16 protein-coding genes are annotated in these 18,054 nt (G+C 70.8%); 8 read left to right on the top strand and 8 right to left on the bottom strand.

The genetic code is table 11. The features are described 5' to 3' along the window. The first annotated feature begins 134 nt into the window (after positions 1–134). Complete coding sequence (gene nadA, locus ACFPOU_RS02545; RefSeq protein WP_379716740.1) at positions 135–1,268, top strand: quinolinate synthase NadA; 1,134 nt, start codon at positions 135–137, stop codon at positions 1,266–1,268. Then, entirely contained in the window at positions 1,265–2,131 is an 867-nt protein-coding gene (nadC, locus tag ACFPOU_RS02540) for a carboxylating nicotinate-nucleotide diphosphorylase (protein WP_379716737.1), read from the top strand. The genes nadA and nadC overlap by 4 nt, the downstream gene beginning before the upstream one ends. Before the next feature lie 55 nt (positions 2,132–2,186). Here nadC and ACFPOU_RS02535 read toward each other — a convergent pair whose 3' ends face one another. The 6 genes from ACFPOU_RS02535 to ACFPOU_RS02510 form a co-directional block, all read right to left on the bottom strand. Beyond that, entirely contained in the window at positions 2,187–3,194 is a 1,008-nt protein-coding gene (locus ACFPOU_RS02535) for an alpha/beta fold hydrolase (RefSeq protein WP_379716734.1), read from the bottom strand. A 35-nt stretch (positions 3,195–3,229) separates the two neighbouring features. Then, the gene (locus tag ACFPOU_RS02530) at positions 3,230–4,123 is read right to left on the bottom strand and encodes an NAD-dependent protein deacetylase (protein WP_379716731.1); all 894 of its coding nucleotides are present in this window, start codon (positions 4,121–4,123) and stop codon (positions 3,230–3,232) included. A 153-nt stretch (positions 4,124–4,276) separates the two neighbouring features. After that, positions 4,277–5,173 carry a DMT family transporter gene (locus ACFPOU_RS02525; protein WP_379716728.1) on the bottom strand — a complete coding sequence of 299 codons (897 nt, stop codon included), beginning with the start codon at positions 5,171–5,173 and terminating at the stop codon, positions 4,277–4,279. A gap of 58 nt (positions 5,174–5,231) precedes the next feature. Continuing rightward, positions 5,232–6,872, bottom strand: a complete 1,641-nt coding sequence (gene nadB / locus ACFPOU_RS02520; protein WP_379716725.1) for an L-aspartate oxidase — start codon at positions 6,870–6,872, stop codon at positions 5,232–5,234. Positions 6,873–6,989: 117 nt separating this feature from the next. Beyond that, positions 6,990–7,760, bottom strand: a complete 771-nt coding sequence (locus tag ACFPOU_RS02515) for an alpha/beta hydrolase family protein (protein ID WP_379716722.1) — start codon at positions 7,758–7,760, stop codon at positions 6,990–6,992. Beyond that, entirely contained in the window at positions 7,757–8,599 is an 843-nt protein-coding gene (locus tag ACFPOU_RS02510; protein ID WP_379716719.1) for a hydrolase 2, exosortase A system-associated, read from the bottom strand. Before ACFPOU_RS02510 ends, ACFPOU_RS02515 begins: the two co-directional genes overlap by 4 nt. 226 nt (positions 8,600–8,825) lie before the next feature. On the opposite strand from ACFPOU_RS02510, the gene ACFPOU_RS02505 reads away from it, so the two are divergent. Both ACFPOU_RS02505 and ACFPOU_RS02500 read left to right on the top strand, forming a co-directional pair. Continuing rightward, the gene (locus ACFPOU_RS02505; protein ID WP_379716717.1) at positions 8,826–10,457 is read left to right on the top strand and encodes an AMP-binding protein; all 1,632 of its coding nucleotides are present in this window, start codon (positions 8,826–8,828) and stop codon (positions 10,455–10,457) included. Continuing rightward, positions 10,454–12,280, top strand: coding sequence for an asparagine synthase-related protein (locus ACFPOU_RS02500; RefSeq protein ID WP_379716714.1), 1,827 nt, complete (start codon positions 10,454–10,456; stop codon positions 12,278–12,280). The genes ACFPOU_RS02505 and ACFPOU_RS02500 overlap by 4 nt, the downstream gene beginning before the upstream one ends. Before the next feature lie 61 nt (positions 12,281–12,341). Here ACFPOU_RS02500 and ACFPOU_RS02495 read toward each other — a convergent pair whose 3' ends face one another. Beyond that, the gene (locus ACFPOU_RS02495; RefSeq protein WP_379716711.1) at positions 12,342–13,511 is read right to left on the bottom strand and encodes a glycosyltransferase; all 1,170 of its coding nucleotides are present in this window, start codon (positions 13,509–13,511) and stop codon (positions 12,342–12,344) included. Between the two features lie 372 nt (positions 13,512–13,883). Between ACFPOU_RS02495 and ACFPOU_RS02490 the strand changes: the two genes are divergently transcribed. The 3 genes from ACFPOU_RS02490 (at position 13,884) to ACFPOU_RS02480 (ending at position 16,939) form a co-directional block, all read left to right on the top strand. Next, the gene (locus ACFPOU_RS02490; protein ID WP_379716709.1) at positions 13,884–14,633 is read left to right on the top strand and encodes an N-acyl amino acid synthase FeeM domain-containing protein; all 750 of its coding nucleotides are present in this window, start codon (positions 13,884–13,886) and stop codon (positions 14,631–14,633) included. Next, the gene (locus tag ACFPOU_RS02485) at positions 14,630–16,300 is read left to right on the top strand and encodes an FAD-binding oxidoreductase (protein ID WP_379716706.1); all 1,671 of its coding nucleotides are present in this window, start codon (positions 14,630–14,632) and stop codon (positions 16,298–16,300) included. Before ACFPOU_RS02490 ends, ACFPOU_RS02485 begins: the two co-directional genes overlap by 4 nt. Positions 16,301–16,429: 129 nt before the next feature. Continuing rightward, positions 16,430–16,939, top strand: coding sequence for a pyridoxamine 5'-phosphate oxidase family protein (locus ACFPOU_RS02480; RefSeq protein WP_379716703.1), 510 nt, complete (start codon positions 16,430–16,432; stop codon positions 16,937–16,939). A gap of 66 nt (positions 16,940–17,005) precedes the next feature. Here the strand turns inward: ACFPOU_RS02480 and ACFPOU_RS02475 are convergent, their stop codons facing one another. After that, entirely contained in the window at positions 17,006–17,374 is a 369-nt protein-coding gene (locus ACFPOU_RS02475; protein WP_379716700.1) for a hypothetical protein, read from the bottom strand. Between the two features lie 180 nt (positions 17,375–17,554). Here ACFPOU_RS02475 and ACFPOU_RS02470 point away from each other — a divergent pair, with 180 nt between their 5' ends. Then, positions 17,555–17,998, top strand: coding sequence for a DUF2784 domain-containing protein (locus tag ACFPOU_RS02470; protein ID WP_379716697.1), 444 nt, complete (start codon positions 17,555–17,557; stop codon positions 17,996–17,998). Positions 17,999–18,054 lie beyond the last annotated feature (56 nt).

The raw sequence follows: 18,054 nt of genomic DNA, 5'->3' as shown, positions 1-18,054 counted from the left end.
GCATCGACTGAGCATCGCATCGACTAAGCGTCGATCAAGCACCTGTAGGGTGGACGGTCCGGCCGTCCACGCGTTCAGCCAGCGCCGGCCCGTCCGGCGCCGGTCCAACTGCCATCCCTGAGAGCATACCGCGCATGAACATCCTGCCCATCCAGACCTACGAATACGACCACCCGCAAGGCGGCAATGCCTGCACCGCCCAGGCCTGGGCGCGCATCCCGGCCACCCCGACGGCCGAGGAAAAAGCCGAACTCAAGGACCGCATCCGCCGCCTCCTCAAGGAAAAGGAAGCCGTCCTGGTCGCCCACTACTATGTCGATCCCGACCTGCAGGACCTGGCCGAGGAAACCGGCGGCTGCGTGTCGGACTCGCTGGAGATGGCGCGCTTCGGCCGCGACCATCCGGCCAGGACCCTGGTCGTGGCGGGCGTGCGGTTCATGGGCGAGACCGCGAAGATCCTGAGCCCGGAAAAGACGATCCTGATGCCGGACCTTGAAGCGACCTGTTCCCTGGACCTGGGTTGCCCCGCCGATGAATTCGCCGCCTTCTGCGACCAGCACCCGGACCGTACGGTCGTGGTCTACGCCAACACCAGCGCCGCCGTAAAGGCGCGCGCCGACTGGATGGTGACGTCCTCGATCGGCCTGGACATCGTCCGGCACCTGCACGAGCAGGGCAAGAAAATCCTGTGGGCGCCCGACCGCCACCTGGGATCCTACATCCAGAAGCAGACCGGCGCCGACATGCTGCTGTGGCAGGGTTCGTGCATCGTGCACGACGAGTTCAAGGGCGTCGAGCTCGACCTGCTGAAAGCGCAATACCCGGACGCCAAGGTGCTGGTGCACCCGGAGTCGCCGGCGAATGTCGTGGCCCAGGCCGACGTGGTCGGCTCGACCACCCAGCTGATCAATGCCGCGGTCACGCTGCCGGCCACCCACTTCATCGTCGCCACCGACAACGGCATCCTGCACAAGATGCGCGCCGCCGCGCCCGGCAAACACTTCATCGAAGCGCCGACCGCCGGCAACAGCGCCACGTGCAAGAGCTGTGCCCATTGCCCGTGGATGGCGATGAACGGCTTGAAAAACCTGGCCGAGGTGCTCGAGTCGGGCGCCAATGAAGTGTGGGTCGACCCCGCCATCGGCGTGCAGGCCGTGCGCGCGATCGACCGCATGCTCGATTTCGCCGCCGCCAGGAAAGCCGCGGCGCTGCCGTCCGGCGCGCTCGAGCGCAACGCCGACCTGTATGCGAACGTGGGACCGGCATGACGAACCTCCGTAATCCCCACGCCGCTTTCGACGACAAGCTGCAAGCCGCGTTCGAGCAGAACATCCTCGCCGCGCTGCTGGAAGACATCGGCACCGGCGACCTGACCGGCAAGCTGGTGCCCGAAGCGCCACGCGCCAGGGCGCGCGTGATCGTGCGCGAAGCGGCCGTGCTGTGCGGCGCCCCCTGGTTCGAAGGCGTGATGCTGGCCGTCGACCAGGACACCGCCATCGACTGGCACTACGCCGAGGGCGACCTGATGACCCCGGACAGCGCGGTCTGCACGATCGAAGGCTCGCCCCGTTCGCTGCTGACGGCCGAACGCGCCGCCCTGAACTTCATGCAGCTGCTCTCCGGCGTGGCCAGCGCGACGCGCAAGTACGTCGATGTCATCGCGGGCACCGGTGCGGCCATCCTCGACACGCGCAAGACCCTTCCCGGATTGCGCCAGGCGCAGAAGTACGCGGTGCGCGTCGGCGGCGGCAAGAACCAGCGCATGGCCTTGTACGACGGCATCCTGATCAAGGAAAACCACATCGCGGCCGCCGGCGGCGTCACGCGCGCGCTGGCCAATGCGACGGCGCTCGACGCCGGCGTGACCGTGCAGATCGAGGTCGAGACCATCGCCCAGCTCGAAGAAGCGCTGGCCGCGGGCGTGCAGTCGGTGCTGCTGGATAACTTCGACCTCGACATGATGCGCGAGGCGGTGCGGGTGAATGGCGGCCGTGCGCTGCTGGAGGCCTCGGGCGGGATCAACATGGCGACCGTGCGCGCGATCGCCGAGACAGGCGTCGACCGGATTTCGATCGGCAGCCTGACCAAGGACGTCAAGGCGACGGATTATTCGCTGCGGATCCTGGGCTGAACGGATCCGATCGGGCCGCCGCGCGGACACGGTTGCCGACGCGGTGTTTCCAAACCTACACGCCGCTTTCGCTGGCCCGCGCCAGCGCTTCGGCCTGCGCACTGCGCACCACGAGCGGCTCGCCCACCTGGGCCGCGATCGCGTCGACCGCGCCGGCTACCTGCTCGGGATGGGCGTAATGCACCATGTGCCCCACGCCCGGCTGCACATGCAGCTCGCTCGACTGCCCGTGGGCCTGCAAGGCTTCGTGCAGCCGCTCCGAATGCGTGGCCGGCTTGACGATCTTGTCCTGCGTGCCCGTGACGATCTGGACCGGCACGCGCAAGCTGCCGAGGCGCCTGGAGAGCGACAGCGCCGCCGGCGCCATCAGCGCCGCTTCGGCGCCGGCGGCGCGCAACTGGCCGGGGCGCAGCGCCAGCCAGACCGGCAGCTGGCGGAAGCGTTCCGCCACCTTCATTGGCGCGAACACGCGCTTGGTAAGCAGCGGCCACAGCATACGCGCGACGAGCGGCGATACCGTGTAACGCATGAGGTCGCCGATGACCGGAATCGCCGGCTGGGCCACGAGCGGCACGTCCAGGCGCAGGGTAGGGTAGTAATAGCCCGACAGCAGTACCAGGCCGCGCACGAAGTCCGGCACCTGCAAGCCCATGGCCAGGGCCACCATCGTGCCCCAGGAGTGGCCCAGCACGATGGCCGAATCGACCCCGATCTGCTGCAGCGCGTGGTGCAGCAGGCGCGCCTGGGCATCCGGCGTCCAGACCGTGCTGCGCGGACGCTCGCTGTAGCCGTAGCCGGGGCGGTCGAAGGCGATCACCCGGTAGCGTTCGCTTAGCTGTGCCATCAGGCCGCTGTATTCGAAGTCGTTGGCGAACACGCCGTTCCCGTGCAGCAGGACCAGGACCGGTCCGCTGCCGCGCTCGAGATAATGCAGGCGCACGCCGTCGACGTCGACGAACTTGCCGCGCGGCGGATTGTCGCGTTCGGCCTGGGCCGTCTTGCTGCGTACGACCAGGAAGGACGCCACGAGGGCCAGTGCGCCCAGCGCGGCGCCGGTGCGCAATCGGTTACTGCTGCGAGGTCTGTCGAGCGATGTTGTCAAAATATTTCCCTTTCGTTGATGATGCTTATGGACGGTGGTACCGGACCCGTGCGCAGCAGGCGTGCGGCCTGCGGCAGCAAGGTTTCCGCGGATTGTTCGATCTTCAGGCCGATCATGTGGTCGGCGCGCGTGCGCCCCAGGTTGACGGCGGCGATCGGCTTGCCCGCTTCATGGGCGAGGCGGCAGAAGCGAAAGCCCGAATACACCATCAGCGACGAGCCCACCACGAGCAGGGCGTCGGCCGCTTCCATCCGCGCCAGGGCGCAGGCGGTGCGGGCCGCAGGGACGTTGTCGCCGAAGAAAACGACATCGGGCATCAGGGTGCCGCCGCAGTGGCCGCAGCCCGGCACCTGGAAATCGTCGAGCGATTCCGGTTCGACCCGGGCGTCGCCGTCCGGCAGCGGCTGCGCCGCCGCGCCGGCCATTTGCGGATTCAGTTCGGTCAACTGCGCCTGCACGGCTGCGCGCGGCACGCGGGTGCCGCAGTCGAGGCAGTAGACCGTGTGTATATTCCCGTGCAACTCGAGCACGGCCTGGCTGCCGGCCCGTTGATGCAGGCCGTCGACGTTTTGCGTCAGCAGCGCGCCCAGCCGGCCGTCGCCTTCGAGCATGGCCAGCGCTTCGTGTCCCGCATTCGGACGCGCCTGCGCCAGCACCGGCCAGCCGATCATGCTGCGTGCCCAGTAGCGCCGTCGAACGTGGGGGAAGCGCCGAAATTCCGGACCCTGGATCGGCAGCCGGCCGCGCCGCACGCCATCGCGGTCGCGGTAGTCGGGAATGCCGGAAGCGGTCGACAGGCCCGCGCCGGTCAGTACGAGTGTCTTCGGGTGGTGCGCAAGGAAGTCCGCCAGTGCGTCAGCCTGGTGGTGGTCGTCGGATCCTTCAGCCATCGTCGCGCGCCTCCTGTTGTGCGCCTTCTGTTCCGTTGCAATCCTAGCACCCTTGCCGGTTCATCCGACACACGATTCCGGTTGTACACGCTTGCAGTGGCGGGCGGCGCCGCGAGCGCGCTCCTGTGATGCCGCGTTGCGAAGACGCCGTGGCTAGCGTGCCGACACCGCGATGCCGCCCACGATCAGGGCGAAGGCCAGCGCGTGATACAGGTGCGGCGCCTCGCCCAGGAAGGCCGATGAAAACAGCGCGGCGAACAGCGGCGTGAGGTTGATGAAGAAGGCGCCCAGCGTCGGACCTGCCTTTTGCAGGCCGGCGCCCCAGCAGCGCATGGCGAGGATGGCCGGCCCGAGCGCCACGTACAGCAGGGCGGCCGCCAGCGGCCAGCTCCAGGCGACGTCGACCCCGGCGAACGCCCACTCGGCCCCGCTCAGGGCGGCCGACCACAGCACGCCGTAGCCGACCTGGGCCAGCAAGAAGGCGGCCCAGTCGGCGCGCAGGGCGGGCACGTCGCGCTGCTGCATCAGCATCCAGCTGTAGAAGGACCAGGCGATGGTGGCCAGGATCATGTACAGGTCGCCGGGCACCAGGCGCAGCGCGGCCAGTTGGCCCGCGTCGCCGCGGCACAGTACCACCAGCACTCCCGCGATCGAGAGCAGCGCGCCGCCCACCTGGCGCGGCTTGACCGGCGCCTGGTAGAACAGCTTACCGACCAGCAGCATCCAGACCGGCATGCCGGAGGCGACCAGGGTCACGTTGATCGGCGTGGAGCTTTGCAGGGCCAGGTATTGCAGCGAGTTATAGAGGCCGATGCCGAGCAGGCCGAGCATGCTGTAGCGGCGCCAGTTGCCCAGTACGCCGCTGCCCGGCGCGAACACGGCGCGTCCGAGGGGCACCAGCACCAGCAGGGCGATGCTCCAGCGTAGCAGGTTCAGGGTCATCGGCGGCACGGCGTCGCGCACCATGCGCCCGACGATCGCGTTGCCGGCCCAGAGCAGGGGCGGCACGGTCAGCAGCAGGGCCGTGGAGAGGGTCAGTACGCGCTTCATGGTCGTCGCCGCGCGCTGCCCGCCGCATGCGGGCGGGCGCGCCGCAGCCGCGGGCCGCTCAGCGCCGGTCCGGCGTCAGCACGCTCGGCAGGGCTTTGGGCAGCGTGTCCGGATAGTCGCGCGAGTAGTGCAGGCCGCGGCTTTCGCGGCGCGACAGGGCGCTGTTGACGATCAGCGAGGCCACGTCGACCAGGTTGCGCAGCTCCAGCAAGTCGTGCGTGATGCGGAAATTGCGGTAGTACTCGTCGATCTCTTCCTTCAGGAGTGCGATCCGGTGCTGGGCGCGTTCGAGGCGCTTGGTGGTGCGCACGATGCCGACGTAGTTCCACATGAAGCGGCGCAGTTCGTCCCAGTTATGGGCGATCACCACTTCCTCGTCGGCGTTCGTCACGCGGCTCTCGTCCCAGGGCGGCAGCACCGGATTGCCGGCGCGCGGGGCGGCGGCGATCTGGCTGGCGCAGGCGCGGCCGATGACGACGCATTCGAGCAGCGAATTGCTGGCCAGGCGGTTGGCGCCGTGCAAACCGGTACACGCCGTCTCGCCGACCGCGTACAGGCCGGGGATGTCGGTGCGCCCGGCCAGGTCGGTGACGACACCGCCGCAGGTGAAGTGCACGGCCGGAACGACCGGGATCGGTTCCCGTGTGATGTCGATGCCCAGCTCCAGGCAGCGCGCGTAGATGGTCGGGAAATGCTCCTTCAAGAACTCCGGCGGCTGGTGGCTGATGTCGAGGTTGACGTAGTCCAGGCCGCGCTTTTTCATCTCGAAGTCGATGGCGCGCGCGACCACGTCGCGTGGCGCCAGTTCGCCCCGTTCGTCGTGGGCCGGCATGAAGCGCGTGCCGGCCGCGACGCCCGCTTCCGGCGGCAGCATCAATAGCCCGCCTTCGCCGCGGATCGCTTCCGTGATCAGGAAGGATTTCGCGTACGGGTGGTACAGGCAGGTGGGATGGAACTGGATGAATTCCATGTTCGAGACGCGGCAGCCGGCGCGCCAGGCCATGGCGATGCCGTCGCCGGTGGCGGTGTCGGGATTGGTGGTGTACAGGTAGACCTTGCCGGCGCCACCGGTGGCCAGCACCGTGTGCTCGGCCTCGAAGGTGAGTACCCGCCCGCTTTTTTCGTCCTGCACGTAGAGGCCGTGGCAGCGCGGCTGGCCGACCAGATGCGGCGTGCCGCCGTGGACGCCGCCCTGTCCGGCCTTTCCGGTCAGCTTGTCCGAGGTAATGACGTCGATCGCGCAGTGCTGCTCGAACAGGCTGATGTTCGGATGGGCGCGCACCTTCTGTTCCAGCGTGACCTGGACCGCGTGGCCGGTGGCGTCGGCGGCGTGGATGATGCGGCGCTGGCTGTGGCCGCCCTCGCGCGTCAGGTGAAAGCCCAGCTCGGCGCTGGCGTCGCGGGTGAAGGGCACGCCCTGCTCGATCAGCCATTCGATCGCCTCGCGGCCGTGTTCGACGATGTAGCGGGTGGCCGCCTCGTCGCACAGGCCGGCGCCGGCGACGAGGGTGTCGGCGATGTGCTGGTCATGGCTGTCGCCGGAATCGAGGACGGCGGCAATGCCGCCCTGAGCCCAGTTGCTGGCGCCGTCGAGCAGCGCGCGTTTCGAGATGATGGCGACCGTGCGCGTTTGCGCAAGGTGCAGGGCCACCGACAGGCCGGCTAGGCCGCTGCCGACGATTGCGACGTCAAATTTCATGGCACTTTGATGTTTTGTACAGAGGCATCATCATAGACCATTTGCGCTGCATGCGTCCCGCGCAGCCCGGGGCCATGCCGGGCGCGCATCGGCCCGGTTGACGCCGGGCTTCACGTTTCACCAGGAACCGAGCCAGCTCGCGCAGGCGAACGCCACCGCGTCGCGCCAGGCGCCGCGCCGCACGTCGCGCCCGGCATGGGCAATCTCGACGCGGCGGCTGCGCGGGTGCCGTTCGTCGAGGGCGCGGGTGGCGTCCTGGCCGGCGGCCGCCGCGCCGGCGCAGACCAGCAGGACACGGCCGCCGAATCCGGCCAGCCTCGGTGCGCCGCGCGGCTCCGGCACGTCGCGCCCGATGGCGCGGCTGGCGGCGCGCCCGAAGGCGGCCGCGCGCCGCAACAGGCGGTCCGCGGCCGAGCGCGGACCGTAGCGCAGCCTTGCCTCGGCCGCCCGGTGCCCGGTTCCCGCCACCTCGGCCTCCGGCGGCAGCAGCGGATCGAGCAGGGCCAGGCCCGTGATACGCGCGTCGCCGACGGCGTACAGGGCGGCGCAGGCGGCGGCGTCGCCCGGGGCGAGGATGACAGATTCTTTCATTTCGGGCACATGGATGAAAAATTCTTTCATCGCCGCGCCGATGTCGTCGAGTCCCTGTTGCGCCGCCTCGCCCTCGCTGTCGCCGCCACCCAGGCGGTCGAAGCGCATCACGGCCACGCCGCGCGCTGCCAGCAGGCGCGAGAGCAGGGTGAACTGGCGATGGCTGCCCGAGCGCGTCTCGGTGCTGTCGGCCAGGATCAGCATGCCGCGCGCGAGCGGCCGCTCGGGGACGTCGACGATGCCGATCAGTGCATGGCCGCGTGCGTGGAAGCGCAGGGCGCGTTGTTCGAGTTTCATGCCGGGTCTCCTGAAAACAGGCGGGTGGTGGCCGCGCGCAGGCCGGGCAGATCGAGTTCGCCCGCTCCATGCCAGAGCGGCGCGCCGTCGAGCGGGTGAAAGTGCAGGGCGGCGCCCGCCCTGGCCCAGCGTTCGCCCAGGCGCGCGGCGCCGGCCCCGACCTTGGCCGGCGCCGGGCCGCCGTGGGCGAACCAGTGCACGGCGCAGCGCGGCAAGACCACATGGGCGGCGTCGCAGGCATCGATCGCCTTCACCAGCGGCACCGCCACCTCGAAGCCGCCGACCTCGATCGCGCCATGCACGGCCAGTTGCGCCCGCAAGGCGGCGGTACTGCGCGGCGCGCCGGGCGCCGGGTCATGGAGCTGCTCGGACAGGCGCAGGAACTGGTTGATGCAGGCGCGTCCGCTCATGAAGGGTTGCCACAGCAAGACGCGGCGCACGTCCAGGCGTGCCGCCGCGTCGAGCGCGAGCAGGCCGCCCAGGCGCAAGCCCCACAGGGTCAGGGGCCCGCTGTCGCGCTCGGCAAGCCAGGCTGCGGCCAGGGCCAGGTCCTCATGCCAGATTTGCCATCGTCCGGCATTGAATTCGCCGCAACTGTCGCCGCAACCAAACAGGTCGATCTGCAATACGGCGTAGCCGAGCTCGGCAAACGCGCGCGCCTGCAGCGCCGCCATCCGCCGCGTGCGGCCCAGTTCGCCGGCAAAGGGGTGGACGTAGAGAATGGCGCCGCGCGGGGCGGCCTGGGGATTCGGCGCATGGTAGAGACTGAATCGGGTGCCAGGCTCGGCGTCGAAGAAAAACGGCTCCACGCGGGGCGTGGTCAACAGCGGAGCATTCATGGCCGGTCATCTCCTGCACTGGTGGGGCCCGGCGCGCTGGACACGCGTGTCGAAGCCGGTTTGTCGGTGCTGCGATCGTGTATTTATGTCAATTAGACACGCGTGCCACTGGCTGACCTTGCGCGCAGACAGCTGAACCTAAGCAGGTTCTATTGATAGGGCTCAATGACCTGTTTGCAGTTTTTCTCAATCATGCATTGTTACGTTTGCTTGATTGGAGGAAAGAATGGCCCAGCTGGCACATGAATTGGTGGAAGCGGTGGCCGCCTGGGCGCCGGGCGCGGCAGCCCTGCGCCACGGCGCCGAGCGCATCAGCTACGCCGGGCTGGCCGGCGCCATCGCGGCCTGCGGCGCCGCCCTGCAGGCGCTCGGCCTGGCCGAGGGCGAGCGCGTCGCCGTGCGCTTGCCGGCGTCGGCCACCGCGGTGACGGCCTTGCTCGGGGCCTCCGGCGCCGGCTGCGCATTTGTTGCGCTCGATCCGCACGGGGAGCCCGGCGCCGGCGCCGCCTTCCTGCGCGCCAGCGGCGCGCGCCTGCTGGTCACCGACCCGGCCGGCCTCGACGCGCTGGAAGAACTGCTCGAGGATTGTCCGTCGCTGCGCACCGTCGTCCTGCACGGCGGCGCCGCACCGCGCGCTTGCCCCGTCCCCGTGCTCGCCTGGGAGGACTTCCTGGCTTCGGCGATTCAGGCTGGCCCGCCGGCGCCGGCCGCTGCGACCCTGGGCGCACTGGTGCACACGGCCGCCGTCGGCGGCGCGGCCGGGCGCATGCTGGCGTTGTCGCACCGCAACCTCGTGGCCGGGGCGGTCTCGACCGCGCGATGCCTGGGCATCCGCCAGGGCGACCGGGTCCTGGCGGCACTGCCGTTTCATGGCGACGACGGTTTGAACGTCTTGCTCGCGGCCTTTTCCGCCGGCGCCACCGCCGTGCTCGACATGGTGCCGGCCGCGCCGCGCGCGCTGGCCGCTGGCGCTGGCCCCGATCATGCGGCCCTGGCCGGTCTGCTCGAGCGCGGCGACATCACCGGAATCGTCGCGCTGCCCGCCACCTGGCAGGCCCTGGCCGGCCATGACCTCGGACGCGCCGCCGATTGCCTGCGCTATGCCGCCTGCGCCGGCGGCGGGCTCGCAGGCGAGGCGCTGGCGGCGCTGCGCCAGGCCTTGCCGCGCACCCGCATCCACCTGCTGTACGACGTCGGCGACGCCTGCCGCTCGACCAGCCTGACGCCGGCCCAGCTCGACGAGCGTCCTTGCTCGATCGGGCGCGCGCTGCCCTATTCGGACTGGCTGGTGGTGCGCGCCGACGGCAGCGAATGCGCGCCCGGCGAGACCGGCGAACTGGTGCGCCGTGGCGCCCAGGTCGCGCTGGGTTACTGGAACGATGCGCGCGCCAGCGCCGAGCATTTCCGCTTCCTGCCGCCCGCGCCCGGGCTGGCGGGGCGCGCCACCGGCTATTGGCCCGGCGTCGGCGCGCGCAAGGACCTGGACGGCTACCTGTACCTGAGCGAAGGGCGCAACGACACCATCACCAGCGGCGGCTTCCGGATCAGCGGGCGCGAGGTCGAGAAGATCGTGGTCGGCACCGGCCTCGTGGCCGAAGCGGCCGCGGTCGGGGTGGCGCATCCGGTGCTGGGCCAGGTCATCGCCGTGCTGGCCACGCCGCGGCGCGGCGCCAGGCTGGACTCCACGATCCTGTTCGGCGCCTGCCGCGCGCGCCTGCCGCAGCACATGCTGCCGGCGATGGTCGACGTGCGGCGCTCGCCCCTGCCGCGCGCGCGCGACGGCCAGATCGACCGCGCCCTGCTGGCCGGCGAGCTGGCACCGCTGTTTGCCGACGTGGCCCTGCACGCGGCGCCATGAGCGGCCTGTGCGGGTGGTTTTCGCGCGAACCGGCGGCGCTGGCGCCGGCAGACATGGCCGCGCCGTTCGCGCGAACGCGCGCTGTGCGCAGTGCCGGCCACGGCCTGGGCAGCGTGGCCCTGGTCGCCGGGCTCGACGAGGCGAGCCTGTATCACCGGCAAGGTCTCCTGATCGCCAGCTTCGGCGTGCGCGCCGATACCCTGGCGCGCCTCTGGCGCACGCACGGGGCGCGGGCCTGCGCGGCGCTGACCGGCCATTTCGCGTTCGCGCTGCTCGACGAACGGGGGGCCGAAGCCTTGCTGGCGGTCGACCGCTGCGCCACCCATCCGATCTTCTACCGGATGGCCGGGCGCAGCCTGCTGTTCGCCAGCAGCGGCGAGGCGCTGGCGCGCCACCCGGGCGGCGGGCGCGAGCTCGATCCGCAGGCGCTGTTCGACTACCTCTGCCTGCACGCGGTGCACGGACCGCGCTCGCTCTTCGCCGGCCAGCGTCGCCTGGCCCCGGGCGAATGCCTGCACCTGCATGGCGGGCGGGTCGAGCGCATCGGCTACTGGCGCATGCGCTATACCGAACACGCCGCCGCGGCCGCGCCGCACACCGAACTGGCCGATGCCTTGTCCTGCACCGTCGAGGCCGCCGGCGCGCGCCAGGAAGCGGGACTGATGCTGGGCGGCGGCTGCGCCGGCACGCTGCTGGCCCACCTGCTGCAGCGCGGTGCCGAAGCACCTGTCAACAGCTATGCGGTCGGCTTCGGCATCGAGGGCGGCGCCGCGCTCTCGGGGGCGCGCGCGGCGGCGCGCCGCGCCGGAAGCCGGCACCGCGAGCAATGCATCGACGCCGCCGATGTCGCCGACGCCGTGGCCGCGCTGGCACGCGCCTGCGACGCCCCCTGCGGCGACCCGGGCGCCGTCGCGATGCTGTTCGCGGCGCGCATGGCGCGCGCCGATGGCCTGCTGCGGCTGCATGGCGCCTTCGGCGCGGCCCAGCTGTTCGGCCGCGGCAGCCGCTATGCCTGCCTGGCCCGGGCGAACCGCTACGAACGCCTTCCCGGCGCGCTACGCCAGCTGCTGATCGAGCCGCTCCTGTTCGGACCCGGCGCCCGCCTGGCCGTCTTGCAGGGACTGCGTACCCGCATCGAGGCGGCGATGGCGCCGCCCCTGCTGCGGCTGCGCAACCGGAATGCGCTGCTCGTGCAGGGTGCGGCGGACATCTTCGAACCGGCCTTCCTCGAACTGGTCGACCCGGACGCGCCGGCGAACGCCCAGCACGCGGCATGGTGGCTGGCGCAGGCCCGCAGCAGCGTCAACCGCGCGCTCGACCTCGACCTGCAGGGCGATCTCCCGTGCCGCATCGTGCCGGCCTTTGCCGCGGCCTGCACGGCGGCAGGCGTCCAGGCGGTCGTTCCCTACCTGGGCGACGCGGTGGTCGCCATGGCCGCGCGCCTGGCGCCGCGCCACAAGAGCGGCAAGGGTCCGCGCCGCCTGTTCCTGCGGGCCCTGCGCGAGCTCGGCGCGGCGCCGCCCGCGCGCAGCGCCTCGGCGCCGGTGCTGCCCTTCGGCCGCTGGCTGCAAAGCGACGCCCGGCTGCGCGCGCTGGCTTGCGACAGCCTCTCGACCCTGGCCGGGCGCGGCATCCTGCGCCGCGCATTCATCGACCTGCTGCTGGCGCGTCGCTTGCCCGAGGATCCGGCGGCGCATGGCGACACCGTGTGGCGGCTGATGATGCTGGAACACTGGCTGGCGCGCGAAGGGCGCGATAGCGCTTTCGCAGAGGCGAGCGCGGAAACGCCGGCCCTGGAAGGCGCAGCGCTGGGCCAGGAATAAAGGTGTCGCGGGCGGCCGGAACGGCGCCTGCCGTCCCGGTTCGCGCTTGCGCCCGGCGCGCTCAGGCGCCGGCCAGCGCGTCGTACACCGCCAGGTAGCTGCGCGCCATCGCCGGCAGACTGTGATGGGCGATCACCTGGCCGCGCGCGCGGGCGCCGTGGCGCGCGCCCATCTCGGGAATGCGGCAATAATCCGCGATGGCCGAGGCCATCACGTCCGGCGACATCGGCGGCACCAGGATGCCGGTGAGGCCGGGCTGGACCAGCTCCTTGTGGACCCCGACCGAGGTCGCCACCACCGGCAGCCCGGTCGCCATCGCTTCGAGCAGCACATTGCCGCTGCCTTCGGCCAGCGCCGGCAGTACCATCAAGTCCATGGCGCGCATCAGCTGCGCGGTATCGGGGCGTTCGCCCGGCAGCCAGGCGCGGTGCCCGGCGCCGGCGCGTTCGAGCATCGCCTGGCACTCGGCGCGCATCGGCCCGTCGCCCACCAGGAGCAGGCGCAGGCGCTTGTGCGAGGCATGCGGCGAGGAGATGAGCCGCAGGAAGGCTTCGATCAGCGTGGTGTCGTTCTTGGCGTCGTCCATGCGCCCGACGCTGCCGATCACGAAGGCGTCGTCGCGCATGAAACCGTCGGGACCGACCGCGGCATGCGGCCCCAGGCGCGGGTGGAATTCGAGGCTGTCGACGGCGTTGGCGATGTGCGAGACGCGCGAAGGCTCGGCGCCGACCTGCTCGATCAGCCAGCGCTCCTGCTCGGCGCTGACGGCGATGTAGTGGCCGACCAGCGGTCGCAGCGCGCGGCGCAACAGGCCCGGCGGCCGCGCGCGGCAGCGTTCGGCGGGATCGCGTCCGTATTCGCCATGCACGCGCAGGCGCACGCCGGCCAGGGCCGCCGCCAGCTGGCCCTCGAGGCCGCCGACATTGCGCGTGTGGACCAGGTCGGGCCGCAGCGCCCGCAACACCCGTACCATGCGCAGGAAATGCCCGGGATCGGCGCCCTCGCGTTTGTGGAGGGCGATCACTTCGACCCCGTATTCGCGCAGGTCGTCGTGGAATTTCCCGTGATCGCGCAGGCACAGCACCGCATGGCGGTAGCGCTCGCCCGGCATGTGGGCGATCAGGTCGAGCAGGCCGTTGCCGCTGCCGGCATCGAGCCGGTTGATCACGTGGGCGATCAGCCGGGGCGGTGCGAAGCCGGGCGCCATGGCGGCGAGGGGACGGTTATCCATGGCGTGCGGCCGGGGACGGCGCGTACGCCGCGATGGAAACGGCGCTCATTCGCGCCCGATCTGGAAAGGCCGGGCCGGCCGTTGACGGTGTGCGAGCAGCATGGAACGGTCTCCGGTGAATGCCTGGACGGCGCGGATCGGCAGGTCCGTCGATTATATGGCCGCGCCGACGGCGCGCCGCGTAACCCTTTTTTCGGTTGATACCGGTCAAAGCGACCGCGTTGTCGCTGGAACTGTCGCGAAGGCTTGATCCATATCCAGATAGCAAAGAACTTCGCGAAACACCGGGAACCCCTTACTGCTGACCTTGTCTGAAAACCAGTCATGACGTTTTCGCCAATAGCGGCGGGACGCTTTCACAGGGAGACCAGCATGTTGGTAGATGAAATGCCGATCGTATCGTTCCAGGCGCCACCCGTATCGCCGCCGGCTGCACGCGCCGGCGGTCACGGGCCGGCGCCGCGCCCGGGCGCGCCCCAGGTATTCAATATCCGGGTCGCCCTGTCGGCCGACCGCCGCGCCGACTCGGGCGCGCTGGTGCGCCGCATGTACGCCTGGCGCGGCTATGCCTTCGAAAGCGGCGCGGCCACGGCCGACAAGCTGACCCTGTATGCCGAGACCGGCGGCGAGCTGGTCGGCACGATGAGCCTGTGCCTGGACCGCGGCAATGACTTGCCTGCCGACGAGAATTTCGGCGACCGGCTGGCCATCCTGCGCCGCGAGGGCCGGCGCCTGTGCGAACCTTCGCGCCTGGCGATCGACGCCGGCATGTCGAAGCGGGTCTTCGCCGCCCTGATCCACATTTCCTACCTGTACGCCTGCAAGCTGCACGGCTTCACCGACTACGTCATCGAGGTCAACCCGCGCCATGTCGCGTTCTACCGGCGCATGCTCGGCTTCACCGACTTCGGCGGCGAGCGCGCATGCAGCCGCGTCGGCGCGCCCGCGGTCCTGCTGCGCCTGCCGCTCGACCAGATGGGCGCCCAGATCGGGAAGTGGGCCGGCAGCTTCGGGCAGCACGCCGGCGAACGGTCCTTCTATCCGTGGTTTTTCCCCTCGCGCGACGAGCCCGGCATCAGCGCGCGCCTGCGGGCGCTGTGCCAGGGAAGGGAACGGGCATGAGCCGGATGCGCGATCCGCACGAGCGCGCCCGCATCGAGGCCGCGCTGGCGGCGATGGCCGGCGCGCTCGGCGCCGCCCATGTGCGGGCCGACGAGGCCACGCGCGAACGCTATGCGCGCAGCACGGCGGCGTCCCCGGTCCTGCCGCTGGCGCTGGTGCGCCCGGGCAATGCCGCCGAGGTCGCCCAGGTGCTCGGGGTCGCCGCCGGTGCCGGCCTTGCCGTGTATCCCGTCAGCACGGGGAAGAACTGGGGCTATGGCGATGCCTGCGCCATCGGCGCCGGGCAGGTGCTGCTCGACCTGTCGCGCATGAACCGTATCGTCCACGTCGACCCCGAGCTCGCGTATGCCGTGATCGAGCCGGGCGTGACCCAGCGCCAGCTGTCCGATTTCCTGCGCGACCGCGGCTATCGGCTCTGGGCCGACTGCACCGGCGCCGGGCCGGATACCAGCTACGTCGGCAACATCATGGAGCGCGGCTTCGGCCACTCGCCCTACGGCAACCGGCTGCAGCACGTGGCCGGGATGCAGGTCGTGCTGGCTTCGGGCGAACTGCTCGAGACGGGCTTCGGGCACTACCGCCAGGCACGCGCCGCGCACCTGTTTCCCTACGGGGTCGGGCCGTTCCTGGACGGCCTGTTCACCCAATCGAACATGGGCATCGTCACGCGCCTGGGCCTGTGGCTGATGCCGCAGGCCGCATGCGTCAACCATTTCCTGTGCGCCGTGCCGGCCCATGCCGACATCGGGCCGGTGGTCGACGCCCTGCGTCCTCTGCGCCTGGACGGTACCCTGCGCAGCATCGTCCACATCGGCAACGACATGCGGGTGTTTTCCGGCGGCGGCGCTTTCCCGCGCGAGCTGGTCGCGCAGGGCGCGCGCCTGCCCGAGGCGCTGCGCGCGCAGATGCGTGCCGCCGCCGGGGTCGGCGCCTGGACCGTGTCCGGCGCGCTCTACGGTTCGCATGCCCAGGTGGCGGCCGCGCGCGCGGCGCTCCGGCGCGCCTTGCGCGGAACAGGCGCAAGGCCGGCCTTCGTCAGCGAGCGCAGCTTGCGCCTCGGGGCCCTGGCCGCGCGCCTGCTGGGCGGCACCCGCGCGGGCCGCCGCCTGCGCGCCCGCGTCGCCCTGGGCGAATCGCTGTTCGCGATGAACCGCGGCGTGCCCGACGGCCGCTTCCTGGCGGGCGCCTACTGGCGCCGCCGCGGCGGCGTGCCCGCCACCTTTCCCGCCCACGCCGATCCGGCCCAGGACAATTGCGGCCTGCTCTGGATCTCGCCGGTATTGCCGCTGCGCGGCGAAGACATGCTGGCGGTCCATGCGCTGGCACGCACCGGCTTCGAGCGGCATGGCTTCGACCTGTTCGCCACCTTCAGCATGATCAACGAGCGATCGCTGGGCGGCGTGCTGACGGTGGCCTACGACAAGGACGACCCGGAGGAGGCCGCGCGCGCGCGCGCCTGCCATGACGAGGTGTTCGGCGCCATGTTCGAGGCCGGCTATATTCCCTACCGTGTCGGCAACCACGCGATGGGGCGGCTCGACCCGCAAGGCGACAGCTACTGGCGCACGGTGGCGGCGATCAAGGGCGCGCTCGATCCGGCCGGCATTCTGGCGCCCGGACGCTACCAGCCCGCGGCCGCCGCCGCCGCGGGCCGCGGTGGAAGCTGAAGCGTCGGCGGCGAAAGATGAAATCGCGGCCGGTCCCGTTCCCGTGCGTGCGCCAGCGTTCGGCGCCGCACGGAGCGCCGCATGGCGGCGGTCTAGGATGGCGGTTCATTCAATATTCGAGGAAACACCATGCCCATGACGAATGCGTCCACCCAGGCGGCCGCGCTGGCGGACAAGATCCGCTCGATGCGTTTTGCGATGTTTACGACCGTCGACGAGCACGGCCACCTGATCAGCCATCCGATGACCAACCAGGAAACGGACGAGCAGGGCAGCCTGTGGTTCTACACGTCGATCCACGCGCCGCTGTGGCAGAACATCGCCGTCCAACCGGAAGTCAACGTCAGCTTCGCCCAGCCGGACGAGAGCCTGTACGTTTCCATCAGCGGAACCGCCGAGCGCGTGGTCGACCGCGAACGTATCCGCGCCCTGTGGAATCCGATGGTGCAGGCCTGGTTCCCGCACGGTCCCGAGGACGAGCACGTGGTGCTGGTGCGCGTGGCGCCGCACAGCGCCGAATACTGGGATTCGAACGACAGCAAGATGGTGCGCCTGTTCCAGATGGCCAAGGCAGCCGTCACCGGCACCACGCCGGACGTCGATCCCGGCGAGCACGGCATGATCCACCTGCAATCCTGACCGGCCGCCGGGGCGTGCTGCACCGGGACGCCGCCGGCGCCCCGGTGCCGGCGTGCGTCGGAGCGCCTAGCGCGCGGGCGGCAAGTCCTGTTCCGACTGGTTGGCCCCGGTTTCGGGCGTCCCCAGGCCGGTACCGGTACCGCCTCCCTGCCGCGCGCGCGTGTCGAGCGACCCGCGCGCGCCGCTTTGCACGGCGCTGTCGTGCGCCTCGGTGCCGGCTGCGGCTTCGGCTTGCGGGGTGCCGGACGGCTTGCCCGCAGGCGCATCGATCTCGCCGGTGCTATGGGTCAGCTGGGCGCCGCCGCTGCCGCCTGTTTCCTGCTGGGTTTCGTGCGTCGGCGTGGCGCCGGCCTGACCGCTGGTGGCGCCGCCGATGCCGACCGTGGTCGAGGCGTCATTCTGTCCCGTGCCTGGATTCGAAGCTGGTGCTGTCATTTGGGTCTCCCGTTGATGAATGCGCCTATTATGCGCGTGGACCTTGCCGGCGCCATCGGTGCGCGTACCGTGCGCCTGTAGGAGGCCAGGCCAGCTCGAACGCGCAAACCATGCAGGGTGCGCAGGGGGAAAAGCAGGCGGGCGTCGAATCACGGACCCGCGCTTCGTGTATCCTCGCGCATGGCACAGACGCCCGACGCCGGGCGCACGGCCGATGACAGTCTTGCCAACCCGCGCGCCAGGAGCCTGCCGATGCTGTACGCCGCCGCCGCCGTCCTGGTCCTGGCCGCCCACCTCGCTTTTGTCCTGTTCGTCGTGTTCGGCGCCTGCCTGGTGCGGCGCTGGCCGCGCCTGCTCTGGCTGCACCTGCCGGCGGCCGTCTGGGGCGTGTTCATCGAAGTGAGCGGGCGCGGCTGTCCCTTGACCTTGCTGGAAAACAGCCTGCGCCTGCGCGCAGGCCTCGACGGCTACGGCGAAGGCTTCCTCGAGCATTACCTGTTGTGGCTGCTGTATCCGGGCGGCCTGACGCGCGAGGTCCAGTTCGTGCTGGCCGGCGTGGTCCTCGTCATCAACCTCTCGCTTTACGCCTGGGTCTGGCGTGGCCGGACGGCGCCGCCGCGCTAGGGTGTGTCTGACTGAACGAAATTGAGTCCAGGAGGTCAGAAGGCGATGAGCCGAAC

Source organism: Massilia jejuensis (genome assembly GCF_042656795.1).
GTDB lineage: Bacteria > Pseudomonadota > Gammaproteobacteria > Burkholderiales > Burkholderiaceae_D > Telluria > Telluria jejuensis.
This window is presented reverse-complemented; position numbering and strand designations above follow the sequence as displayed.